Below are 24,553 nucleotides of genomic sequence, written 5' to 3'. Positions count from 1 at the left end.
AACTAATTTTTAAATAAATGAAAAAAATAATATTCACGTTAGTTTTTTGTGGATTGTGCTTTATTGTTAATTCTCAAACAGTGAGTGTAGAAAAATCTATTTATGGAATACAATCTGGGTTTTTAGGTATTTGGGGGCATAATGAGTCTAAATTATCTAATAATATAGCTTTGAGAACTGAATTGGGTTTAGACGCTGGAATTTGGGGTGGAGATTTTTATGATAACAATGGTTTTTTAATGATACCTGTTCTAACATTAGAACCTAGACTCTACTACAACCTTAAAAAAAGAGTGAAAAAATCACGTAAAATTGCTGGAAATAGCGGAAATTTTATTTCGTTAAAAACAAGTTATCATCCTAGTTGGTTTGAAATATCTAATTATAATAACATAAAAATAGTGAGTGATATTTCTGTAGTTCCTACCTGGGGAATAAGAAGAAATATAGGAAACCATTTTTTATATGAAACAGGAATTGGAATTGGCTACATTTATTATTTTGCAAAAAATGCTGGATTTTTAGAAAATGAAGGTGAGGTAGCAGTAAACCTACATGTACGAATTGGCTATCGATTTTAAATATAAATACCTTTTAAATCAACAATTGTAACTATAATTTAATTTGGAAACTCTTATTTCATTTATTGCTGCATCTATGCTATTAACCATTTCACCAGGTCCAGACATAATTTATGTATTGGTGCAAAGTATAACTAATGGTAAAAAATATGGAATAGCAACTGCATTAGGTTTGGTTTCAGGAATTATAGTACATACTACTTTAGTTGCTTTTGGTGTTTCAGCAATTATAAAACAATCTGAAAATCTATTTTTTGCAATTAAGTTATTTGGAGCATTGTACTTATTATATTTGGCTTATACAGCTTATATTTCTAATGAAGAGTTATTATTGCAAAATAAAACTGGTAAAAAAGGATTATTGCAATTGTTCAAACAAGGCTTTATAATGAATGTTTTAAATCCGAAAGTATCTATTTTCTTTTTAGCATTTTTCCCTGGGTTTTTATATTCAGATACACAAAGTACTGTTGTTCAATTTTATGTATTAGGGCTGCTTTTTATGTTACAAGCATTAGCTATTTTTATAGTAGTTTCTTTGCTTTCAGGGAGTTTTGAAGGTTATTTAAAAAAACATCCAAGATTTAATTCAAACATTAAGTGGTTTAAAATTATTGTTTTTATTGGTATTGCTATTTTTATACTTTTTTCTGAGTAGATATTGTATATTTGAACTGTATGAAAACCGTAAAACTTATAGAATGTCCACGTGATGCAATGCAAGGAATAAAATCACATTTTATTCCAACTGAGGCTAAAGAACAGTATATAAATGCGCTGTTACGTGTTGGTTTTGATACTATAGATTTTGGAAGTTTTGTTTCGCCAAAAGCCATTCCTCAAATGCGAGATACGGCGCAAGTACTTTCAAAATTAGATTTAAGTAAAACGGAGAGTAAATTATTGGCAATTGTAGCAAATGTTAGAGGAGCTGAGGATGCTTCAAAATTTGAAGAAATAAATTATTTAGGATATCCTTTTTCTATTTCAGAAAATTTTCAAATGCGTAATACGGGTAAAACAATTTCAGAATCTATTATTGCTTTAAAAGAAATTTTAAACATTGCTTCAAAAACAAATAAAGAAGTAGTTACCTATTTATCTATGGGATTTGGAAATCCTTATGGAGACCCGTGGAATGTAGAAATTGTAGCCAAATGGACCGAAAAATTAGCTAAAATGGGTGTTAAAATTATTTCATTATCAGACACCATTGGAAGTTCTACACCCAAAATTATTACCTATCTTTTTTCAAATTTAATTCCGCAGTATACCAATATTGAGTTTGGCGCACATTTACATACCGCACCTACTAAATGGTTCGAAAAAGTTGATGCAGCTTATAAGGCAGGTTGCAATAGATTTGATGGTGCTATAAAAGGGTATGGGGGGTGCCCAATGGCTAAAGATGAACTTACAGGAAATATGCCAACAGAAAAACTTATTTCATATTTTAATCAGCAAAAAGCAACTACAAGTATTAGCGCTATGAGTTTTGAAAGCGCATATAATGAGGCCTTAAAGATATTTAATGCTCTATAAGATATTAATTATTTTTTTTATTTAATTATTTTATTTAGTTCTAATAGTATAATTTCATAATATTATTCTGTTTATTATCTGTCATATTTTCAGTGATTTACAAATTTTTTATTTCTAAAAAAGCAAACAAATTAATATTTTACGTCTTTTTAAATTAAATAGTTTAAATTTGCACGCAATTAATTTCTAAGTTGATTGCAATATGATTTCACACCAAAATAAATTTGTAGGAGAAGGCTTAACCTACGACGATGTATTACTAATTCCAGCATTCTCTGAAGTTTTACCAAGAGATGTTAACATTCAAACAAAATTTTCTAAAAACATAAGTTTAAACGTTCCAATAGTTTCCGCTGCAATGGATACTGTTACCGAATCAGATATGGCTATTGCGATGGCTCGAGAGGGAGGAATAGGCGTTTTACATAAAAATATGTCTATAGAGCAGCAAGCAAATGAAGTAAGGAAAGTAAAACGATCGGAATCGGGTATGATTATAGATCCTATTACAATTACTAAAGAAAAAACGGTGCTTGATGCCAAAAGTTTAATGCACGAATATGGTATTGGAGGAATTCCTGTAATTAATGAAGTAGGTGTACTTATTGGTATAGTAACCAATAGAGATTTACGTTTTGAAGGAGATAACACACGTAAAATTGAAGAAGTTATGACTTCTGAAAAATTGGTTACTGTGGCTGTTGGAACTTCTTTAAAACAAGCAGAAGTTATTTTACAAGATAATAAAATTGAAAAATTACCCGTAGTTGATGATAATTATAAATTAGTTGGATTAATTACATTTAGAGATATTATTAAGGTAAGTGAAAATCCGAATGCAAATAAAGATTCTTACGGACGTTTAAGAGTTGCAGCAGCTTTAGGTGTTACACACGATGTTCTTGAAAGAGCTGAAGCGCTTATTAAAGCAGGAGTAGATGCATTAATAATAGATACTGCTCACGGACATACAAAAGGTGTAGTTACTGTTTTAAAAGAAGTAAAAAAGAACTATCCAGACACCGATGTAATTGTTGGTAACATTGCAACTGGTACAGCAGCAAAATATTTAGTTGAAGCTGGGGCTGATGCTGTAAAGGTAGGAATTGGACCTGGTTCAATTTGTACTACACGTGTTGTTGCTGGTGTTGGTTTTCCTCAACTATCGGCTATTTTAGATGTTTCTGAAGCGATAAAAGGAACTGGAATTCCAGTAATTGCTGATGGTGGAATTAGATATACAGGTGATATTCCAAAAGCCCTTGCAGCCGGAGCCGATACTGTTATGTTAGGTTCTTTATTAGCAGGTACAAAAGAATCACCAGGTGAAACTATTATTTTTGAAGGAAGAAAATTTAAATCATACCGTGGTATGGGTTCTGTTGAAGCTATGAAACACGGTTCTAAAGATAGATACTTTCAAGATATAGAAGACGATATTAAAAAATTAGTACCTGAAGGAATTGTTGGACGTGTACCTTATAAAGGTGAGTTAAATGAAACAATGGTTCAGTTTATTGGTGGTTTACGTGCAGGAATGGGATATTGTGGATCTAAAGATATAAATGCACAAAAATCTGCTCAGTTTGTAAAAATTACTGCTGCTGGTATGCGAGAAAGTCATCCGCATAATGTAACCATTACTAAAGAATCTCCTAACTATTCGAGATAAATTTATAAAGTGATTTATATAACTACTATGTTATATAATCGTCATTCGGAATCTATTTCAGGTTGACGTTAAACACAATAATGATAATTTTAACGTCATTACAATTTAAAGTAATCTTTTTTTCTTAAGAGAATTGATAATTAAAAATTGTAATGACGTTATTTTTTTATTCTTTAATAACTCTAATTCCTACGTGTTTACTAGAAATCATTTTAGAGTTATTCGCATCGTAAAAATCATAAGCACTATAGCCGTAAATTCCATTTTCAAAATATTCGGCCACATTTCCACCTAAATCGTAAACGGAAGCATCTCCAATTTTTGTAGGACTGTTTTTACCTACTTTTTTAAATAAGTGCGATTTTAAGGTTGAAACTTTTTTATTTAGAACTTCAATTTCATCAATAGTAATAGCATAACCGGCCCAATAATTTAAAGTGTTTTCTTTTGCAGCGGCTTTATGTGCAGCCTTTTGAAGTTTTTCAGCTTCTTTTGCATTTGGCAATCTATAATTATCTCCAGTTATTTTACTTAACCATTGTACATATTTTATAGCTTCTTCTTTAGAAGTTGTTACAGGATAATTATCTAAACCAGCATCAAATTTAAATTCAGGTTTGTAAGCTTTAAATTGTGCATTGGTAATTTCAAACTTACCAATAGCTATAGAATCTTTTTTTACAAGTACTGCTTCTGGAATTAGATTAGAATTGTACAATTCTCCAAAATTACCAGTTTCTGTAACTTTAGCTTTATCAATTTTTAATAAATTAGCTAACGGACTGTCTTTTTTAAATGCTTCATTTTTAGTTGAAGGCTTGTTAAATAAATAGGTGTCTATCCAAGCTAGTTCTTCATTCATTTTACGTAATTGATGCGTAATTTTACCTAAACCATGTGGCTGACCTGGAAACCATAAAAAACGAACTGGAGCTTTATTTACTTGCTGTAATCCTCTATAATATTCCCAACCTTGGTCACGTGGAACTGCTCTGTCTTCACTTCCGTGGAAAATAATGGTTGGTGTTTTTATTTTTTCAATTTCAAATAAAGGAGATTTTATAATATAATTTTCATTGTAAAATTTGCCATTTATATCATCCCAAGGAGCACCACCAAAATACGATTGGTCAAAACTTACTCCAAATCTACAGGTTCCATAATCAGATGTCCAGTTAACATCACCTGCACCTGGCGCAGCAAATTTGAACATATCAGGATAGCGAACCGTTAACATAGTTGTAATAATTGCTCCGTTAGACCAGCCCATAGTTCCTAATTGATTTTTATCAATCATTCCTTTTTCGTCTAACAGATTTATTGCTTTGGTTATATCCTCTAATTCTGGTTCGTAATAATTACCCTTAATACTTTCAACAAAAGAAAGTCCGTGGTTAGATGAACCATGGTAATTTGGTTTTAAAACAAAAGAACCGCGTTGCGCTAAAATATTTGGATAGGTACTCCAACGTTCACTCCAAGTATCTGTATCAACTCCAGAAGGGCCACCGTGAATAGATAAAATTAGTGGATAACGTTTGCCGGCTTCATATTTTTCTGGGTAGTATAAGATACCAGTAACTTCTTCATTATTATAACCTTTCCAAACTAAAACTTCACTTTTAGTAATAGTTTTTTTAGCTAAATTTTTATTTAATGAAACAACTTCTTTTTCATTAATAAATTTATTTTTTGAGATATCTGCAACATAAAATTTAGGTAATTTTGAAGCTGTAGAATATTGATAAATTACTTTAGAACCGTTTTCCGAAACGTTTAATAAGGTGGTATGATTGTTTTTTTTATCTAAATCTATTGATTTTTTAGACCAAGAGTTACCATTTTTTTTATAGTATGCTAATTTGTAATAAGCTTTATTGGCAAGTGTAACAATTACATCGTTACCAACAAGATTATAGCCACGACCTATGCCTAAATCCCATTCTAAATCTACTTTTTTGTAGCTATTAGTTTCTAATGTGTAATAATACAATTCTGAAATACCAGCGCCATTCCATTTTGGATCTGAAGCGTGTGTTGATGTAAAGTAAAAACCTTTATTGTCTTGACTAAAATTAAAACCATTTGATGGAAATTCCAAAGGTTTTAAAATTTGAATTTTTGTATTAGTTTCTAGATTTTTAAGAAAGTAAAAAGGGTCTTTTTGAGCATCAGAATTATAACTTCTACTCCTACTAACACTATAAATTAACCATTTTCCATCAGGTGAAACAGTATAACTTTCTAATGGTTTTTTATTATCTGTAATTCTCTTAATTGATTTATCTTTTAAATTATAGGCATAAACTCTAGAAGGTTTCCAATGTAAAGAATCTTCAACAACAATTACATCATCTTTTGTTTCTTTTAGTTGACTTTCATATAAGGTTTGTCCTTCATTAGATTTATAAAGTAAGGTGTTTTTGTTTAACCAAGCAATACTAGATATACCATTTTTAAATTCTTTAACTTCTTTAGGTTCACCACCATAAATACTTAATTTCCAGAGTTTTTTACCTTTTTCTCGAGATGATAAAAAATAAATAAATTCACCATCTTTTGAAAAAATAGGACTGTAGTCGTTTTCGTTTTCATTTGTTAGCTGAATTGTTTTAAAACTATTTTTTTCTGGAAGGTCTAAACGTGTTAAATAGATGTCTGAAACAAATTTATCTTTTTCTTTTACAGCTTTATTTTTAGTCCAAACTACCATAGTTTCATCAGGAGAAATTGAAACCGAACGCATAGATTCTGTATTAATAATATCTTTAGGAGTCCAACGTGTTTTATCTTTTTTTTGGTCTTTTTCTTGAGCTTTAAGCTGTATTGAAACTGTGAAAAGTAACAATAGAGTAGTAGCTAAAAATGTTTTCTTCATAAGTGTTAAATTTGGTATTTAATATCTGGTATCTGGTATTGATTTTAGTTTAATAAGAGTGATTCAAACTTTGAGCCTTTAAACCTTTGCTACTATTTTTTATTTTCCAATTCTAAATATTTTTCAACAAATGCTTTTACACCTTCTTCTATAGTAGTTTTAGGTTTAAAATCTATATAATTAAATAAGCTTTCAACATTTGCATAGGTAGATTTTACATCACCAGGTTGCATTGGTTTAAATATAATTTTTCCTTTTTTATTTAATACTTTTTCTAAAGCTTTTACATAGTCCATTAAAGCTACAGGACTATTATTTCCAATATTAAAAATTTGATATGCTTTTGAACTTTTAGAAGAAGTTGGTTTTTTAGGATTAAATGCAGGGTTGTTTTCTTTTGGAGCTAAAGGTAATAATCGTTTTATACTTTCAACAATATCGCCTACATAAGTAAAATCTCTACTCATATCACCATTGTTAAAAACTTCAAATTCTTTATCTTCAACCATTGCTTTTGTAAAAATATGCAAGGCCATATCTGGTCTTCCCCAAGGTCCGTAAACTGTAAAGAAACGTAATCCAGTTGCAGGAACATTAAATAAATTGGCATACGAATGTGCCATCATTTCATTCGCTTTTTTACTTGCAGCATAAATTGCTAACGGGTGGTCTGTACAATTATCTTCTTTAAAAGGAATGTCTTCGCTTAAGCCATAAACAGAACTTGATGAAGCAAATACTAAATGTTCTACAGGATACGCTCTACAACTTTCTAAAATATTTAAAAACCCTGTAATATTACTATCTACGTACGATTGTGGGTTTTCTAACGAATAACGTACACCTGCTTGTGCTGCCAAATTAACAACATAATTAAATTGTTGTTCTTTAAATAATTGTTTTAAATTATCTAAATCGGTTAAATCTAATTTTATAAAAGAGATATCACCTGTTTTTAAAAGTGTGTTGTATGCTATTTCTGAAGTGTTAAAACCCAAATCTTTTAAACGAGCTAGCTTTAAGTTTACATCGTAATAATTATTAATATTATCTAAACCTACAACTGTAAAATTGTTTTTTAGTAATAATTTAGCCAAATGATGACCAATAAAACCAGCCATTCCAGTAATAAGTACTTTCTTTTTATTATCTAAATTCATTTGATATTTTAGTTTTTTCTGAGTTTTTGATTGTTACAATCAGTTTTAAAGTTATTAAGTGTTAGTTGAGGCTAAAATTAATGTAAAATTAGATATTATTAATAGAAGTATTAAAATATGTTTAATTTTATTAATCTTAAGTTAGTAAATAAGCTTTAGGTACTAAAGAGAATCTTTTTTTATTTTAATGCGATCTTCTAACAGATTGTACTTAATGTTAAATTTAGATTTTGAACCTAAATGTTCAGGTTCTTTAGGGTCTGCAGTTAAAACTTTAATTCTAGTAAAAGGATTTTTCTCAATTAAATAAGCCTTGGTATTTTTTAATAATTTAGAATTATTTGTAGAAACTATAGAATCTAAATTTATGTTAGCACTTAATTTTAAAACGGCGTCTTTTACACTTAATGTATCTGGGGCGGTTTTAGCTATTAAATAATTTTTAAATTGATTGTCGTTTTTTATATAATCTTTCTGAGTTTCTGCATTAAATTGTGCACCTATAGTTTTTAGAGCAACAGCTTCTTTTTGAAGGTTTAAATCTACAAAATGTAATAATTCAATTTTAAGTCCTTTCTTTTTGGTCTCTAAATCTATAAGTTTATTTAATTGCTGTTGGTTCTTTGTACTAGGAATGGTATCTGTATAATTCAATTCAATTTCTTCTAATTCTTTAGGTTCAACACCAATAAAATCTGCTAAAAAGTTAACGGGACTAGCAACAGTTTTTAAAATTAGATTTTTAAAAGTTGTCCAAACAATTCCACTAATATTTACTGACGGGTCGTTTAAATCACCACGTACAGGTACATCTAATTCAACATCTCCATTTTTATCTTTTAAAAGAAACAGCGCAAATTTTAAAGGAAGCTTATTTAAGCCTTTTGCTGTACTTGAAACCGAAGCATTTTTTACTAATAATTTGTTTTCGCTGGTTAAATTGCCGTCGGTAATATTTGTTTTAGTATTGTAGAAAAAATCACCTTCTAAAATATCGTGTCCCATATAATACCGAGAATAAATATTGATATCTGACAATAAAAACCTTTCTACAGTAATAGCTATTTCTGCATTTTTAAAGTCTGTAGGGTTTATACTTAATTTGGCGTTAAGTTTTCCTCGCTTGTTTAAGCGCATATTAGAATAGATATTAATCAAGTCAAAATTGCTATAAATACTATCTGTATCTATTTGAATATTACTTAAATGATAATCGAATTTTTCTCCGGTTAAATTATCAGAATAATCCAATTGTCCTTTAGAAACATTAAGTTTTTTTATAGCATAATACAGTTCGTTTTCTTTAGCCTTTTTTTGACTGTTTTCTACGTTTTCTGTATTCCTTGTTTCATCAAGTTTAAATATTTTAAAAAAATTATTGGTTATAGAATCTAATTGAAAATACGTATAAGGTTCATTTATTGTTAAAGACTTTAATTTGTATAAATTGTTGGTATAATCTATATTTTGAAGTTGAGCGTCAATGTTTTTAGCTGCAATAAATTTCTTATTTGAAGTGTCAGTCATTTCAAAATTATTTACAGATACATTTCCAGATACTGTTGATTTTAAAGCATCGTTAAAATTACCTTTAATTTTAATTTCAGTATTTACTTGACCTTTAAAACTATTTATTTCAGCAAAAGGGGTAATATAATTGTAAAATGTATCTAAGTATAAATTATCAATGTTTAAGTCTGAATCAAATTTTAAGGTTGAAGGATTTACGTTTAGCTCTGTATTTAGTTTTCCCTTTTCATTTAAAACTAAATTAGAATTGACAGTTATTAATTCAGAATCATTAGAAATACTATCAGAATTTATTTGAATTGAACTTAAGAGATAGTTGAATTTTTCACTGCTAGAATTGTCATTAAAATCTATTAGTCCATTGGTCATATTAAAATGATTTATGGCATAATACAATTTGTTTTTTTGAAAAGTTTCTTGAATTGTATCTGTTGTACTATTTTCAGTTGCTATTTCTTCAACTTTAGTAGTATCGTTTAATTTAAACACTTTTGAAAAATTATTAGATATGGAATCTAATTTAAAATAGGTGTAAGGTTCATTTATATATAAAGAATCTATAGTGTAAGAATTGTTGATATAATCAATTTTTTGCAATTGAGTTCCTATTTCTTTAGCTGTAATAAATTTTTTGTTTGAAGTGTCTGTTATTTCAAAATCCTGTATAGAAATATTTCCAGATACAATCGATTTTAAAGCATCGTAAATATTACCTTCAATTTTAAGATGCGAATTTAATTGACCTTCAAAACTATTTATTTCAGCATAAGGTGCAATATAATTGTAAAACGAATTTAAGTGCAAATTGCTGATGATTAAATCAGAATCAAATTCTCCATCAATAGGATTTATATTTATTTTAGTTTTAAGTGTGCTATCTTCGTTTAAACTAAATTTTAAATCAGCATTTGTTTTTTCTGTTTGATTCCAGCCAATAAAAGGAATAAAGAAAGAAAAATCTTCAATAGTTGTTATTTGATTAATATTTTTATCATTATAAATAAAGTTTGCACCTTTAAGTTCAAGATTATTTAAATAATACTTAATAGGTTCAAGGTCTTCTTCTTTAGTTTGAAGTGTATCTGGTTCAGATTTATAAAATTCTAATAAATCATTAAAATTAAAAATACTATCTTTTTGAATGGTATTAACTGTTAAACCAGAGAGTAAAAACTGTTCAATAACAATTTTGTTATTTATGTATTTATAGGGTTCAGTATTTAAAATTAAGGTGTCAAATTTTATAAATTCTGTAGTGCCATCGTTTTCAAACATTTTAAAATCGATAAGCTTTATAGTACCAGTAAAATAATTTAAATTCAATTTATCAATATCAATTTGTCTTCCAACAAGAGATTTACTGTTTTTTATAACGTAATTTTTAATACCAGCAGGAGATAGTAATAGAAATATTGTTATTAGAATTAGTAAAACTAATCCGCCAATTATCAGTTTTTTTTTAGATTGCATATTACTTTATATGTTGTGCAGTAGTTGTTTAATAAACTATTTTATTTCATTTTTTTGCTGGATTTTTATCTAAAATTGTTAGGTCTGTTAGGCAGTGCAATTTAGATAATTTCAAAACTATTTAAATGTATTTAACAACACTTTAACAACATTGTTTTTTGTGTAAATTTTATTTAAAAACTTAACTTTTTTAAGTTAAAATAATTGTTTAAATAAATACTTTTAGGTTGTATTTTTTATTTTAAACAGTATTATTTTTCAACGTATTTATGGGGTTAAAAGTGTGTTTAAATTTAAATAAAAAGTTAAAAAAAACATTAAAAAAGAAAGATTCTAATAATGGATTATATATGCAGTATTTATTTTGAAATGGTATCAGTAATTATTAAAATATCTCCTTAAATTTGAGTTACTAAACCATATTAAAAATGAATAGACAATTAATAGAATGTGTACCAAATATTAGTGAAGGACGCGATACTACTAAAATTAAAGCAATCTCTTCGGTTGTAGAAACGGTTGAAGGTGTAAAATTATTAGATGTAGATCCGGGAAAGGCCACAAATAGAACTGTAATTACTTTTGTTGGTGAGCCAGAAAATGTAATTGAAGCGGCATTTTTACTGATTAAAAAAGCGGCTGAATTGATTGATATGAGTAAACATACCGGAGAACATCCTCGTTTTGGAGCTACAGATGTTTGTCCGCTAGTGCCAATTTCAGGAATTACCTTAGAAGAAACTGCAGTTTTTGCACATAAATTGGGCGAAAGAGTAGGAAAGGAGCTTGGTATTCCAGGTTATTTTTATGAAAATGCAGCGAAACAAGAAAAAAGAAAAAATTTAGCAAGTTGTAGAGCTGGCGAATATGAAGGCTTAAAAGAAAAATTGGTGAATCCAGATTGGAAACCAGATTTTGGTCCTGCAGAATTTAATGCTACTGTTGCAAAAACTGGAGCTATAGCAATTTCTGCACGAGATTTTTTAATTGCTTATAATATAAATTTAAATACAACTTCAATCAGAAGAGCAAATGCAATTGCTTTTGATATTAGAGAAGCTGGGCGTGTTAAATATGAAAATGGAATTACTGGAAAAAAAGTTTTAGATGCAAATGGACAACCTGTACGTATTCCAGGAAAATTAAAAGCAGTAAAAGGTATGGGGTGGTTTATTGAAGAATATGGAATTGCACAAATTTCATATAATTTAACCAATATTAATATTACCTCAATGCACGTTGCTTTTGATGAAACAGTTAAATCTGCTACCAAACGAGGCTTACGGGTAATAGGGTCGGAGTTAATTGGTTTAATTCCGTTAAAAGCAATGCTAGATGCAGCTGATTATTTCTTGAAAAAACAAGAGCGTTCTTTAGGAATATCAGAAGAAGAAAAAATAAAAATAGCAGTAAAATCTTTGGGCTTAGACGATTTAAAACCTTTTAATCCAAAGGAAAAAATTATTGAATATTTATTAGAAGATACAACTTCAAAAAAATTAATTGATTTAACGGTAAAAGATTTTGCTGAAGAAACTGCAGGAGAATCTATGGCTCCAGGTGGAGGATCTATTTCTGCATATGTTGGTGCTTTGGGAGTTTCTTTAGGAACTATGGTTGCAAACCTTTCAGCACATAAAGCTGGTTGGGATGCTAAATGGGAATTTTATTCAGATTGGGCTGTGAAAGGACAAGCTTATAAGAATAAATTGCTGTTTTTGGTTGATGAAGATACCAATGCTTTTAATAAAATAATTGAAGGTTTTAGAATGCCAAAATCTAATGCAGAAGAAATTGAAGCACGTAAAGAAGCTATTGAAAACGCTACTAAATATGCTACCGAAATTCCATATCAGGTAATGGAAACCGCTTATAATTCTATGGAAGTTATGCAGGCTATGATTGCTGAAGGACTGCAAACGTCTCTTTCTGATGCTGGAGTTGGAATTTTATGTGCTAGAACTGCGGTAATTGGTGCTTATTTTAATGTTAGAATTAATGCAAAAGACATAAAAGATCGTATGTATGCAGAAGAAATTTTAAACAAAGCTAAAACGGTCTATACTAAAACAATTAAAATTGAAAAAGAAGTAATGAGCTATATTGATTCTAAAATGTAGTGTAATTAAGTAAAAATAATAGAAGTAAAAAGTCTAAATTTAAGTATTATAGGCTTTTTACTTCTAAAAATTAATAGCTTTTAATTGAGTTTTATATTGTTTAAGTTAGAGCTTCAATAATTATTTTACTTATAGACTTTGCTTTATTTATAACCATTATGTGTGTTCCGTTTTTAATTGGAATACAGTTTTTTATATGTTTAATAGGGAAAATATGGTCATCTTCACCTTGTATGTGTAATATATTTTCAAGGGTTTCTTCTTGTTTCCAATGCAGAACATTGTATATGGACCAATCTAAATAGTTGGCATTTCTTACCGATAAATATTCTTTATATAATTTTACTCTTTTTTTTGCAAAATCACCAAATGCATAAGAAGAGAAATCTTCAAAGTTTTTAATAGAATGTGAAGGGAATAATTTATAAGCTTTGGTGTTTTTAATTAATTTTAAACGTTTGGGTAGCTCGTATTTATTTTTAACGCTAGAAATTAAAATTATTTTTTTAACCTGTATGTGTTTACTCATTTCTTGCACAATAATGCCTCCAAAAGAAACACCCACTAAAACAGGGTTTTCTTTAGTAACTAAATTGCACATTCTTTTGGCGTAGTCTTCAATTTTTTCTTTTTCAGAAACGGGTAATAACCATTCTAAAAAATGTAATTTAAAACTGTCTTCTGGAAATTTTAAAAATTCAAATATCTTTGAACTAGCTGCCAATCCAGGTACAAAATAAATATGAGTTTTTTTTTGTTCCATTAATGTTCTAATATTCCAAGAATAATTGGTTTTAAGCCACTAAAGAAAAATTCTACAGCAATTACCATAACTATTAACCCCATCAAACGCATCATTACTTTGTTTCCTGTAGAGCCTAATTTATCACTTATTTTGCTTGCACCAATTAAAATTATATAGGTTAGTAAAAGTACAAAACCTATTATAGAAATTAAAACTATTTTTTGAGAAATAGTATGTGCATCTTCCATTAAAATAATTGCATTACTAATTGCTCCTGGGCCACAAATCATAGGAATAGCTAGTGGGGTAATAGAAATATCTTCAACGTAAGCATCAATTTCATCTTCTTCTTTTGTGTGTTTAAATTGTCCTAATCTGGCTTGTAACATATCCCAACCCATCATAAAAAATATTAAACCACCAACAACTCTAAAACTATTTACAGAAATACCAAAAAAGTTAAACAATACCTGACCTGAAAACGCGAATGCAATAATGGTGAAAAAAGCCACTAAAGTTGCTTTTTTAGCCGTTTGTTTTCTTCGTTGTTTATTTAACGTAGAAGTCATAGACATAAAAATAGGCATTGTACCCAAAGGGTTTATAATGGTGAAAAATGCCGTAAAAGCCAGTAAACCAAATGTATATAAATCGTTAATTTCAGTCATTTTAACTTTTTAATTTAATTGAGGCACATTTACCCATTCAAAACGTACAATTCCGTCTTCATCTATTTTTGTTAGTTTAATTTCATGAAGTGTATTTACCAATTCTGGGTTCCACGGAGTTTTTACTTTTACATAATTTTCGGTAAATCCGTGAATAAAACCTTCTTTATTTTCACTTTCAAATAAAACAGTTAATTTATTACCTATCTGACTTTCATAAAAAGCTCTTCTTTTTTTAACAGATAAACCTCTAAGCATTTTACTGTGTTTTGTTCGTGTTCTTTTAGCGACTACACCATCCATTTTAATAGCCTCTGTATTTGGCCTTTCAGAATAGGTGAACACATGTAAATATGAAATGTCTAATTCATTTAAATAGTTGTAGGTTTCTAAAAATAATTCATCAGTTTCTCCAGGAAAACCAACAATTACATCAACGCCAATACAAGCATTTGGCATTATTTTCTTTATTGCTTCAACTCTATTGGTGTATGTATCTTTTAAATAGCGGCGTTTCATTAATTTTAATAATGTATCGCTACCGCTTTGTAATGGAATGTGAAAATGTGGTACAAAACTATTGGATTTTGAAACAAAATCTATAGTTTCATTTGTCAATAAATTTGGTTCTATTGAAGAGATTCGTAAACGGTGAATACCTTCAACCGTATCCAATGCTTCTACTAATTGAAAAAAGGTGTGTTCGTGTTTTTTATTTCCAAATTCACCTTTACCATAATCACCAATATTTACACCAGTAAGTACAATTTCTTTAATTCCTTTTTCTGAAATTTCTTGTGCATTTTTCAATACATTTTCTAAAGCATCACTTCTAGAAATTCCACGAGCTAAAGGTATGGTACAATAGGTGCATTTATAATCGCAACCATCTTGAACTTTTAGAAAGGCGCGTGTTCTATCACCAATTGAATATGAACCTACATAAAAATCGGCTTCTTCAATTTCACACGAATGCACTTCGCCCATTTCATTTTTAGACAAGTCGTTAATATAATCGGTAACCTTAAATTTTTCAGTAGCACCTAAAACCATATCTACACCATCAACTGCAGCTAATTCTTCTGGTTTTAACTGGGCGTAACAACCAATTGCAATTAAAAAAGCATTTTCATTTTTCTTTAGTGCATTTTTAACAATTGATTTAAAACGTTTGTCTGCGTTATCGGTTACAGAACACGTATTAATTACATATATATCAGCCTTTTCTTCAAATTCTACACGTTTAAAACCTTCATTTTGAAAGTTACGCGCAATGGTAGAAGTTTCAGAAAAATTTAGTTTACAACCTAGTGTGTAAAATGCTACTTTTTTTTGTGTGCTCATTCTTGTACTTTTAGGAGCGCAAAAGTACAGAATTTTATTTTTATAATAGGATTAGCGATTTATCAAAAACACCTTCTAGTTTTATAAAATTTATAAAGTTTAAATTAATTGTAATCTAAACACTTTTAGAAAGTTAACTGTAAGGTGTGATTGAAACTTCAAATTGATCTAATCCATTAGATTTGTTAAATAATTTTTCTGAAAGCATTTCTTTACCAACATATGGATACGCAGTAATTGGCTCAATACATAACATATTAGAAACCTCTGTCCACAACATAAAATTGTTAAAGCCTTTAGTTTTAATAGCTAGATTATAACCTTCTTTTTTAATTAATTTAACTTCGTTAGTATTTAAAATTGAAAAGGCTTTACTACCACCTTCAATAATTGTAGGAATAGTTATTTGTTGGTTTTTAGATTCAATTACTTCATCTAAATTACCATTTAACATAAAAGCAGGATGGTAACCAAGCATAAAAGGCATTCCTTTTTCAGTATTAATTTTAAATGAAATTTTTAAGCCATTATTTTCTAATTCAATTTTTTTTTGAAAACTAAAACTATAAGGCCAAGAAATTAAACGGACAGTAGATTTATCGGGATATTTAGAGTTTTCTACGGCAGTATAAGCGGCATATTTTTTTTGAAAAACAAAACTAGTATCATCTTGATGAAAAAGCGTATATTCTAATTCTCGTAAAAGACCATGTTGGTCTTGATTGTAGTTTCCTTTTGGAGTAGAAACTATAAAATTATTAGCGTTAGTTGGACCAATTATTGGGAACATTTCTGTATCAGAATTTTTCCAACCTGGATTCTTTTTTTGATGAATTAATTCTTCGCCATTTTTTTTATAGCTAATTAATTCTCCTTTATCAATTTTTATAATTGAGTTTTTGTCTTCGCTAATTAATATCATAGTATTTAAAATGACTAAAATTATTTTTTGAAATACAAATATAAGCTATCATTTTATTAATTAATAAAACTTAAAACCATGTTTAAATTTTAATTTAACTTTAAGTTGAAAATACATTATAATATTAATTTTTTAAATCAATTTTACAGCTTAAAAGGTGTAAAATTCATCTTTTTTAGGTTTTAAATTCCACTTTATTTTAGAATCATTTTAAATTAGATTTTCAAAATATAGCTAAATCATTAGAAAATAGGCTTCTACATTTTTACTCTTTTTTTTATGTAACATTTGTATAAAAACAATGTGTAAAGTATTAAGACATTTAGACTTATAAATATTTTGAATTTAAGATACAGCGATAAAAAATAATAATTAAAGATATAAATATGGTTTTTTATCTTTTTTAAATCGGAATGCAGAACTATAGAATTTTAATAAAGTGAATTAAAAATTTGTAAACATGTATAAATCTATAATTATTGTAATTGTGATTATAATTGCAACGTTAGTAGCGGTAAATGTTTCTCATGAAGATGAGCCAGCTAATTTAAAATTAGAACAGTTAAAGCAAAAATATGCATTTAAAGCTGTTCCATCAGTTGATCATCATAAGTTAGATGTTTTACATAAAAAGTTTGAAACACCTCAAGAAGTTACAGAAACGTGTCTTACTTGTCATACAGAAACTCATAAAGAAGTAATGGCTTCATCTCACTGGAATTGGGATAGACTTTCGTATGTAAAGGGTAAAGGTGTTTATGCTTCAGGTAAAAAAAATGTGTTAAATAATTTTTGTATTGGAGCTAATTCGAATGAAAAATCTTGTGCTAAATGCCATATTGGTTTTGGAATGGATAGTAACCATTACGATTTTACAAATGCACGAAATGTAGATTGTATGGTTTGTCATGATAATAGTGAAGAATATTTTAAAGGTTCTTCAATGGCTGGTTATCCAGATAGAACAGTTAATTTAGAAAATGTAGCGCAAAGTGTTGGTTTACCAACTAGAAATAACTGTGGTTCTTGTCACTTTTTTAGTGGAGGAGGAAACAATGTAAAACACGGAGATTTAGAAGTGGCACAACTTTCATGCGATAGAGAAGTAGATGTTCATATGGCTACAAACGGTATGAATATGGAGTGTGTTGCTTGCCATACAGCAACAAATCATCAAATTAAAGGGAAACTTTATTCGGTATCAACAAACAATATTAACCGCGCTAAATGTCAAGATTGTCATACTACAACACCTCATTTTAACGATGTTTTAAACCGTCATGGTTCAAAAATAGCTTGTCAAACCTGCCATATTCCAGAGTATGCTAAGGTTAATTCAACAAAAATGTCTTGGAATTGGTCTGATGCAGGAAAATTAAAAGATGGTGAACCTTATTCTATAGAAGATTCATTAGGTAATCATAGTTATCTATCAATTAAAGGATCTTTTGATTGGCAAAGAAATGTAAAACCAGATTATGTATGGTTTAATGGAACAGCCGAACAATATAGATTAGGTGATAGTATTACTACTGATGTTGTTAAAATGAATACCCTTCATGGTTCTTATAACGATAGAAATTCAAAAATTATTCCTGTAAAAATACATAGAGGAAATCAAATTTACGACACTGAATATAAGCGTATAATTCAACCTTTATTATATGGTGATAAAAAAGGTGATAGTGCATATTGGAACGATTTTAATTGGGTAACAGCGGCTAAAAAGGGAATGGAAATAGCAGGTCAACCTTATAGTGGTAAATTCGATTTTATAAAAACTGAAAGTTATTGGCCTTTAAATCACATGGTTTCACCAAAAGATAAAGCATTAAGCTGTGTAGATTGCCATACACGTACTGGTGGACGTTTAGAAAATTTAACAGGTTTTTATTTACCAGGAAGAGACACTAATAAAACGTTAGACGCAGTTGGTAAATGGTTGTTGATATTTGCCGTTTTTGGAGTAGTAAGTCATGCAGGGTTACGCATAGGGCAAGATCTTAAACATAACAGGTATAAAAAACAAGTAATAGATCATAATAAAGAAGAACAACCAGATAGGTTAGATTCATAAAAAGTTTAAAATTAATAGTATGAGTAAAGTATATATTTATAAAGGATTTGAGAGGTTTTGGCATTGGTCTCAAGCTTCATTAATTATGTTTTTAGCCGTTACAGGTTTCGAAGTACATGGCACTTTTGATATTTTTGGATTTGAAAAAGCTGTAGCATTTCATAGAACTGCTTCTTGGTTGCTTTTGGGGCTTATTGTAATTTCTATTTTTTGGCATTTTACTACTGGAGAATGGCGACAATACATTCCAACAACAAAAAATTTAAAAGAACAGCTAAGATATTATTTAGTAGATATGTTTAGAGGAAAACAGCATCCTACTAAAAAAACACAGCTAAGAAAATTAAATCCACTACAGCGTTTGGTGTACTTATCTTTTAAATTGGTATTAATTCCAATGACTTTAATTTCTGGAATTATGTATATGTTATATAAATCTTTTGATGAAAATAATATTGTAATTGTAGAAGATTATCCACTAGAAGATATTGCCTTTTGGCACACTTTAGGAGCTATTTTATTGATCGTATTTTTAATTGTACATGTGTATATGACAACTACTGGTGAAACTCCAACATCGAACATAAATGCAATGATTACAGGTTATGAAGATTTGGAAGATACGCCTAAAACTAGTGAGAAAAAAGAAGAAGAAAAGAATGATGTTAACCCAACTAAAAAAGTAAAACAATGAAATCAAAAGCATACATGAATCCGTATTTGGCGGGTTTAATTTTAGGATTAGTTTTATTGGGAACTATATATATTACAGGTAGAGGCTTAGGTGCAAGTGGAGCTGTAAAAAGTGTAGCACTAAGTTCTATTGTTGAATTAGCGCCAGAACATACAGCAAACACTACATATTTGAAAGAATTTTCAGAAACTCATGATGGTCCCTTAAAAGATTGGCTTGTTTGGGAAGTTATAGGAGTTGTTATTGGTGCTTTTTTTTCAGGTGTTTTATCTAATCGTGTTGGCTTACAGCTAGAACGTGGAGCTAAAGTAAGCGAAGTTACACGTATTGGAACTGCCATACTTGGAGGTTTATTATTTGGACTTGGTTCACAATTAGGAAGAGGTTGTACCAGTGGTTCTGCTTTAAGCGGAATGGGAGTGATGTCGTTTGGAGGCATAATTACAATGTTGGCCATATTTGGGTCTGCATACGCATTTGCATATTTTTTTAGAAATCTTTGGTTAAAATAATTTATAATATGGGACCATTAGTACCTTACATTTTTAGTAACGAATTTAGCCTTGTAATAGCACTTTTATCGGGTATAGGCTTTGGATTTGCATTAGAACAAGCAGGATTTTCATCCACAAAAAAATTAGTAGGATTATTTTACGGATACGATTTTACGGTTCTTAAAGTGTTTTTTACAGCAGGAGTAACTGCTATGATTGGTGTGTTGTTATTATCACATTTTGGATTTTTAGATTTAAATTTAATCTATGTAAACCCTACTTTTTTGTGGTCAGCATTGGTTGGTGGAGCCATTATGGGCTTAGGATTTGTTATTGGAGGGTTTTGTCCAGGAACAAGTGTTTGTGCAGCTGCAATTGGCAAAATTGACGGATTAGCATTTGTTTTTGGATCTGCTATTGGAATTATAATATTTGCAGAAGCATATCCGTTTTTTGAAACTATTTATTTAGCTGAAAATTGGGGACCCGTATTAATGAATGAAATGCTTGGTATGTCTAAGTTGGCTTTTGCATTTCTTCTTACGGCAATTGCTTTTTTAGCTTTCTACTTTACACATAAAATTGAAGATAAAGTTAGTAAGCGTCAATCTAATTTTTCTAAAAAGAAAATAATAGTTTATATATCGGGTATTTCATTAGCATTTATAACGTTGGTGTTAATTACAATAACTCCTTCAAAAGAGGAAGTTATTGCCCAAAAAATAGAAGATCCTAAAATACAACAAAATATTATTTTTAATGAAGTTGATTCAGATGCCCTTGCGTTTGAAATTGCAAATAACTATTATAAAATTAATGTAATTGATGTTCGTTCGCCAGAAGAATATGAAGCGTATCATTTACCTATGGCAATAAATATTCCGTTTGAAGAGCTTGGAAATAGAGAATGGCATAAAGTATTTACCCAAAACTTAAAAGCAAATTATTTTTATGCAGATGATGAAAGTTTAGTAAGAAAAACTTATGTGTGGGCAAGTTATCTTGGAAATTCTGAAAATTTTATATTAACTGAAAATTCTAAAACGTTTAAAGAAAAATTTTCTACTGATATTAAAATGCCAAATGAAGATTTAAAATCTGAAATGCAGATTTATAATTACAGAAAGGATTTAATTATTAAAATGAATATTTTAACAGAATCACTTAAAAATTTATCGGCTCCAATAAAGGTAAAAGAGGTTAAAATTCAAGGAGGTTGTTAAACAGTATTTGATTTAGTTTTTAATGAGCTTTTAAACTAAATATTCTATAAAAAAGAGGAAATCTAATGTTAGATTTCCTCTTTTTTATTGCAAAATTCTACTTATAATGTTGTAAGCGTAATTATTTGTTGTTTTCAACAATATATTGCGTCATTTTTTTAATTAAATGTACTCTGTCTAATCCACCTACATTATGTTCGTGCATTGGGTAAGTAAAAAAGTCTATTTGAGTTTTTTGTTTTACAGCTTCTTGTAATAAACTCATACTGTGTTGTGGTACAACTACTGGATCTACACTTCCGTGTATGATTAGCATTTTACCATCTAAATTTTTAATGTAATTGCTAACTTTTGCTTTTTTATAACCTTCAGGGTTTTCTTGTGGGGTATCCATATAGCGTTCGCCATACATAACTTCATAATATTTCCAATCAATTACAGGTCCACCAGCAACAGCGGTTGTAAACATTCCTGGGTTTCGAAGCATTAAACTTGTAGTCATAAATCCGCCAAAACTCCAGCCATTTACAGCAATTCTATTAGCATCTACGTAGTTTAAAGATTTTAAATACTCAACACCAGTTAATTGATCTTCTATTTCTAGATCTCCTAAATTTCTGTGGATACTGCTTTCAAAAGCAAAACCTCTATTTGCAGATCCTCTATTGTCTAAAGTAAAAATGATATAATTTTCTAAAGTAGCAAAAGCAGGCATCCATAAACTAGCACCTCCAAGCCACGTATTTGTATTCATTTGTGCATGTGGACCTCCATAAACATAAATTAAAACAGGGTATTTTTTTGAAGGATCAAAATTTGCAGGTTTTATTACTCTAGAATATAAATCTGTTCCATCATTTCCTTTTAGAGTTATAAACTCTGTAGTTCCAATGGCATAATCTTCTAAAGGATTTTTAGCTGTATATATTTGAGTAGATGTTTCTTTTTTGGTGTCAATTATTAAAGTATTGTTTGGAGTTTCTAAATTGCTATAACTGTCAATTAAATAAGCACCGTTTGTACTTAATTTAGTTCTATGAGAACCGTTTTCAGAAGTTAATTTTGTATATTTTCCATTTTTAATATTTACTTTGTAGGTGTGAGATTCTCTCGCATCTTCACCAGTTCCAGTAATAAAAACATTTTTTCCTTTTTCATCAAAACCCAAAATATCAGTTACTACCCATTTAAATTTTGTAAGTTGTTTCACTAATTTACCTGCTGTTGTGTAATGGTATAAATTCATAAAGCCATCACGTTCGCTAAACCATAAAAAGTTAGTTGTACTATTTGGTAAAAACACTGCATCGTGTTCTGGTTCTGTCCACTTATCACTAGTTTCTTCAAAAAGTGTAGCAACTTTTTTGCCAGTTGTTATATTGTATGTATTGTACCAAACGTGATTTTGACCTCTGTTTATTTCAGCAATCAACACATATTTTTCGTCTGGTGTCCAAGACAAATTAGTTAAATAATGTTCGTCTGTAGTATCAATATCTAAATAGGTGGTTTTTTGAGTTTTTAGGTTAAATATACCAATTTTAGCTTGTTCACTAGCTTGTCCTGCCATTGGGTATTTTATATTTTTTAATGAAGCAGGGTAGGTGTTAATATCTACCAGAGGATAATCTGTTACATTACTTTCATCTTTTTGATAAAATGCTAAATAATTTCCTTCCGGACTCCAAAAAGTTCCTTTTGTAATTCCAAATTCACTTCTGTGTATCGCTTGTCCAGAAACTATATTTTTATCTTCAATTTCTGTTACGGTAATTTTTGGGTTTGAAGCAGTTGCAATGTATAAATTATTGTCAATTGTGTAGGCAACAGCATTTGCTTTAGAATTATATTCGTTATTTTCAGCATTGTCATCAAAAGTAATGCTTGCTTGTTTTGTATTTGTTTTGTAATTAAAAATTTCTATAGAGTTTCTAGTTCTAAAAGCTAAAGAACTAGCATTAATTTCTTGAATGTATGGCATTCTTTGTAATTGAGGATATGCTTCTTTTAAATCATTTAAGTTAGTTTTTTCAACAATATCACCAGTTTTGGCACTTGTAAAAACATACTCATTTTCTTTTAGAAAAACATAATTAGTGCTGTTTTTTACCCATTGTAAATTGGATAGCGAACTTGGATACAATCCTTTATAATAGCCTAAAACAGCATCTTCTATAGATAGTTCTTTTTGTTGAGAATACCCTAAAATAAAGGTGCAAATAAATAAAAACGAAAGTAATTTTTTCATTGGAAATTATGGTTTTTGTTATAAATAAGTAAAGTTAAATATTTCAGTTCCTTTTTAATCTTTTTTTGATTTAAATATCAAATGTCTTAGTAAAATTAATTATCACAAACTGCAACTCCAAAACTGTTAATTGAACAGTCAATTGCTACTGCTTAAAGTTCACTTGGTGTTTTTTTAAAATTAAAACGAGCCATTATTGGAAAATGATCTGAGTATTTTACAGGATAGGTTTTATAATTGTTTACCTCAATATTTTTGTCGGTTAAAATAAAGTCTATTCTAAAAGCAAATTTATAATCAAACGTATTTCCAAAACCTTTACCTGCTATTTCAAAGGCATCATTTTTATTGGTTTTAAGCGTGTTATATACCCAAGAAAACGCATTGTTGTTAAAATCGCCTGAAATAATAGATTTATACTTGCTTTTTTGTTGATGTTCTAATAATAAAGTAGCTTGATTGGCTTGTTTTTTAAAAGCATTTTCTACTCTGTTTTTTAATTTTTCTGAATTTTCTTGTGTTAAAGTTTCTTTTTGAGGATTTATTTTTAGAGATTCTAAATGAACATTATACACTCTAAAAGTATCTTTTTCTTTAACTAAATCAACAAAAATAGCATTGTTACTACTGTTTGAGAAATTTAAAGAACCCGAATTAATAATTTTATATTTTGAAAAAATTGCGTGTCCGAAATTATTTTGATTTTTACTTATTTTAATATGTTTGTAAGGATAATTTAAATCCAATTTTTTAGATGGATGAAATTCTTGAACACATAAAATATCAGGAGATTTTTCATTGATAAAATCGTATATTTTTTTATCTACATCTTTTTCATCAATCCAATTGTACAAATTAAACATTCGTACATTGTAGCTCATAATTTTAATATCTTTACTCAACAGTACTTTTTTTTCAGAAAAGCTATAAAATTTAGCAATGTATTGAAAACCAATAAGTAATATAATTGTTGAAAGCAGAAATTGTTTTTTCAATTTTAGCAACCAGTAACATACAAAAAGTAGGTTAATAATTATTAAAAATGGTACAGTCAGACTTAAAAATGAAAAAAACGAAAATGTATTTGGAGAAATATAAATTCCTAAATAAGAAATAAGTAATAAAGCAGCCAATATAGAATTGATGCTAAAAAGTAATTTATCTAATATTGAAAGCTTTTTCATA

General features: G+C 28.9%; 18 protein-coding genes. 9 read left to right on the top strand and 9 right to left on the bottom strand.

The features are described 5' to 3' along the window. The first annotated feature begins 17 nt into the window (after nt 1-17). From MKD41_RS05465 to guaB, 4 genes are all read left to right on the top strand, one after another. On the top strand, nt 18-581 hold the full coding sequence (locus tag MKD41_RS05465; RefSeq protein ID WP_240244432.1) for a hypothetical protein: 564 nt from the start codon (nt 18-20) through the stop codon (nt 579-581). A gap of 76 nt (nt 582-657) precedes the next feature. Further along, on the top strand, nt 658-1,239 hold the full coding sequence (locus tag MKD41_RS05460) for a LysE family translocator (RefSeq protein WP_240245006.1): 582 nt from the start codon (nt 658-660) through the stop codon (nt 1,237-1,239). Nucleotides 1,240-1,259: 20 nt separating this feature from the next. After that, entirely contained in the window at nt 1,260-2,123 is an 864-nt protein-coding gene (locus tag MKD41_RS05455) for a hydroxymethylglutaryl-CoA lyase (protein WP_240244431.1), read from the top strand. A 202-nt stretch (nt 2,124-2,325) separates the two neighbouring features. Next, nucleotides 2,326-3,795, top strand: a complete 1,470-nt coding sequence (guaB, locus tag MKD41_RS05450) for an IMP dehydrogenase (RefSeq protein ID WP_240244430.1) — start codon at nt 2,326-2,328, stop codon at nt 3,793-3,795. Nucleotides 3,796-3,961: 166 nt separating this feature from the next. Here the strand turns inward: guaB and MKD41_RS05445 are convergent, their stop codons facing one another. The 3 genes from MKD41_RS05445 to MKD41_RS05435 all read right to left on the bottom strand — a co-directional run bounded on the left by MKD41_RS05445 (nt 3,962) and on the right by MKD41_RS05435 (nt 10,833). After that, a complete protein-coding gene (locus MKD41_RS05445) occupies nt 3,962-6,673 on the bottom strand; it encodes a S9 family peptidase (protein WP_240244429.1) in 2,712 nt (903 codons plus the stop codon). A 92-nt stretch (nt 6,674-6,765) separates the two neighbouring features. After that, nucleotides 6,766-7,833 carry an NAD-dependent epimerase/dehydratase family protein gene (locus tag MKD41_RS05440; protein ID WP_240244428.1) on the bottom strand — a complete coding sequence of 356 codons (1,068 nt, stop codon included), beginning with the start codon at nt 7,831-7,833 and terminating at the stop codon, nt 6,766-6,768. Between the two features lie 162 nt (nt 7,834-7,995). Further along, nucleotides 7,996-10,833, bottom strand: a complete 2,838-nt coding sequence (locus MKD41_RS05435; RefSeq protein WP_240244427.1) for a DUF748 domain-containing protein — start codon at nt 10,831-10,833, stop codon at nt 7,996-7,998. Between the two features lie 428 nt (nt 10,834-11,261). On the opposite strand from MKD41_RS05435, the gene ftcD reads away from it, so the two are divergent. After that, the gene (gene ftcD / locus MKD41_RS05430; RefSeq protein ID WP_240244426.1) at nt 11,262-12,953 is read left to right on the top strand and encodes a glutamate formimidoyltransferase; all 1,692 of its coding nucleotides are present in this window, start codon (nt 11,262-11,264) and stop codon (nt 12,951-12,953) included. A 100-nt stretch (nt 12,954-13,053) separates the two neighbouring features. Here the strand turns inward: ftcD and MKD41_RS05425 are convergent, their stop codons facing one another. From MKD41_RS05425 to MKD41_RS05410, 4 genes are all read right to left on the bottom strand, one after another. Continuing rightward, the gene (locus MKD41_RS05425; RefSeq protein ID WP_240244425.1) at nt 13,054-13,716 is read right to left on the bottom strand and encodes an alpha/beta hydrolase; all 663 of its coding nucleotides are present in this window, start codon (nt 13,714-13,716) and stop codon (nt 13,054-13,056) included. Continuing rightward, the gene (locus MKD41_RS05420) at nt 13,716-14,366 is read right to left on the bottom strand and encodes a MarC family protein (RefSeq protein ID WP_240244424.1); all 651 of its coding nucleotides are present in this window, start codon (nt 14,364-14,366) and stop codon (nt 13,716-13,718) included. The genes MKD41_RS05425 and MKD41_RS05420 overlap by 1 nt, the downstream gene beginning before the upstream one ends. Nucleotides 14,367-14,375: 9 nt before the next feature. Further along, entirely contained in the window at nt 14,376-15,710 is a 1,335-nt protein-coding gene (gene mtaB, locus MKD41_RS05415; protein ID WP_240244423.1) for a tRNA (N(6)-L-threonylcarbamoyladenosine(37)-C(2))-methylthiotransferase MtaB, read from the bottom strand. 133 nt (nt 15,711-15,843) lie between these two features. Further along, nucleotides 15,844-16,632 carry an aldose epimerase family protein gene (locus tag MKD41_RS05410; RefSeq protein WP_240244422.1) on the bottom strand — a complete coding sequence of 263 codons (789 nt, stop codon included), beginning with the start codon at nt 16,630-16,632 and terminating at the stop codon, nt 15,844-15,846. A gap of 460 nt (nt 16,633-17,092) precedes the next feature. On the opposite strand from MKD41_RS05410, the gene MKD41_RS05405 reads away from it, so the two are divergent. The 4 genes from MKD41_RS05405 to MKD41_RS05390 are packed head-to-tail and all read left to right on the top strand — an operon-like array spanning nt 17,093 to nt 21,120. Continuing rightward, the gene (locus tag MKD41_RS05405; RefSeq protein WP_240244421.1) at nt 17,093-18,709 is read left to right on the top strand and encodes a tetrathionate reductase family octaheme c-type cytochrome; all 1,617 of its coding nucleotides are present in this window, start codon (nt 17,093-17,095) and stop codon (nt 18,707-18,709) included. Nucleotides 18,710-18,728: 19 nt separating this feature from the next. Beyond that, nucleotides 18,729-19,403, top strand: coding sequence for a cytochrome b/b6 domain-containing protein (locus MKD41_RS05400; protein WP_240244420.1), 675 nt, complete (start codon nt 18,729-18,731; stop codon nt 19,401-19,403). Continuing rightward, entirely contained in the window at nt 19,400-19,915 is a 516-nt protein-coding gene (locus tag MKD41_RS05395) for a YeeE/YedE thiosulfate transporter family protein (protein WP_240244419.1), read from the top strand. The genes MKD41_RS05400 and MKD41_RS05395 overlap by 4 nt, the downstream gene beginning before the upstream one ends. A gap of 8 nt (nt 19,916-19,923) precedes the next feature. After that, nucleotides 19,924-21,120: a YeeE/YedE thiosulfate transporter family protein gene (locus MKD41_RS05390; protein WP_240244418.1), complete on the top strand. Its 1,197-nt coding sequence runs from the start codon at nt 19,924-19,926 to the stop codon at nt 21,118-21,120. Between the two features lie 121 nt (nt 21,121-21,241). Here the strand turns inward: MKD41_RS05390 and MKD41_RS05385 are convergent, their stop codons facing one another. Together MKD41_RS05385 and MKD41_RS05380 are read right to left on the bottom strand one after the other, a co-directional pair. Further along, nucleotides 21,242-23,368, bottom strand: coding sequence for a S9 family peptidase (locus MKD41_RS05385; protein ID WP_240244417.1), 2,127 nt, complete (start codon nt 23,366-23,368; stop codon nt 21,242-21,244). Nucleotides 23,369-23,520: 152 nt separating this feature from the next. Then, nucleotides 23,521-24,552: an endonuclease/exonuclease/phosphatase family protein gene (locus MKD41_RS05380; protein WP_240244416.1), complete on the bottom strand. Its 1,032-nt coding sequence runs from the start codon at nt 24,550-24,552 to the stop codon at nt 23,521-23,523. Between the last annotated feature and the right edge of the window lies 1 nt (nt 24,553).

The organism is Lutibacter sp. A64 (assembly GCF_022429565.1).
GTDB lineage: Bacteria > Bacteroidota > Bacteroidia > Flavobacteriales > Flavobacteriaceae > Lutibacter.
Note: the sequence above shows the minus strand (reverse complement) of the source record. Positions and strands in the feature narration are given on the sequence as shown.

Coding starts and splice junctions, on each gene's coding strand:
- MKD41_RS05465 (WP_240244432.1), top strand. CDS start 18: ATGAAAAAAATAATATTCACGTTAGTTTTTTGTGGATTGTGCTTTATT.
- MKD41_RS05460 (WP_240245006.1), top strand. CDS start 658: ATGCTATTAACCATTTCACCAGGTCCAGACATAATTTATGTATTGGTG.
- MKD41_RS05455 (WP_240244431.1), top strand. CDS start 1,260: ATGAAAACCGTAAAACTTATAGAATGTCCACGTGATGCAATGCAAGGA.
- guaB (WP_240244430.1), top strand. CDS start 2,326: ATGATTTCACACCAAAATAAATTTGTAGGAGAAGGCTTAACCTACGAC.
- MKD41_RS05445 (WP_240244429.1), bottom strand. CDS start 6,673: ATGAAGAAAACATTTTTAGCTACTACTCTATTGTTACTTTTCACAGTT.
- MKD41_RS05440 (WP_240244428.1), bottom strand. CDS start 7,833: ATGAATTTAGATAATAAAAAGAAAGTACTTATTACTGGAATGGCTGGT.
- MKD41_RS05435 (WP_240244427.1), bottom strand. CDS start 10,833: ATGCAATCTAAAAAAAAACTGATAATTGGCGGATTAGTTTTACTAATT.
- ftcD (WP_240244426.1), top strand. CDS start 11,262: ATGAATAGACAATTAATAGAATGTGTACCAAATATTAGTGAAGGACGC.
- MKD41_RS05425 (WP_240244425.1), bottom strand. CDS start 13,716: ATGGAACAAAAAAAAACTCATATTTATTTTGTACCTGGATTGGCAGCT.
- MKD41_RS05420 (WP_240244424.1), bottom strand. CDS start 14,366: ATGACTGAAATTAACGATTTATATACATTTGGTTTACTGGCTTTTACG.
- mtaB (WP_240244423.1), bottom strand. CDS start 15,710: ATGAGCACACAAAAAAAAGTAGCATTTTACACACTAGGTTGTAAACTA.
- MKD41_RS05410 (WP_240244422.1), bottom strand. CDS start 16,632: ATGATATTAATTAGCGAAGACAAAAACTCAATTATAAAAATTGATAAA.
- MKD41_RS05405 (WP_240244421.1), top strand. CDS start 17,093: ATGTATAAATCTATAATTATTGTAATTGTGATTATAATTGCAACGTTA.
- MKD41_RS05400 (WP_240244420.1), top strand. CDS start 18,729: ATGAGTAAAGTATATATTTATAAAGGATTTGAGAGGTTTTGGCATTGG.
- MKD41_RS05395 (WP_240244419.1), top strand. CDS start 19,400: ATGAAATCAAAAGCATACATGAATCCGTATTTGGCGGGTTTAATTTTA.
- MKD41_RS05390 (WP_240244418.1), top strand. CDS start 19,924: ATGGGACCATTAGTACCTTACATTTTTAGTAACGAATTTAGCCTTGTA.
- MKD41_RS05385 (WP_240244417.1), bottom strand. CDS start 23,368: ATGAAAAAATTACTTTCGTTTTTATTTATTTGCACCTTTATTTTAGGG.
- MKD41_RS05380 (WP_240244416.1), bottom strand. CDS start 24,552: ATGAAAAAGCTTTCAATATTAGATAAATTACTTTTTAGCATCAATTCT.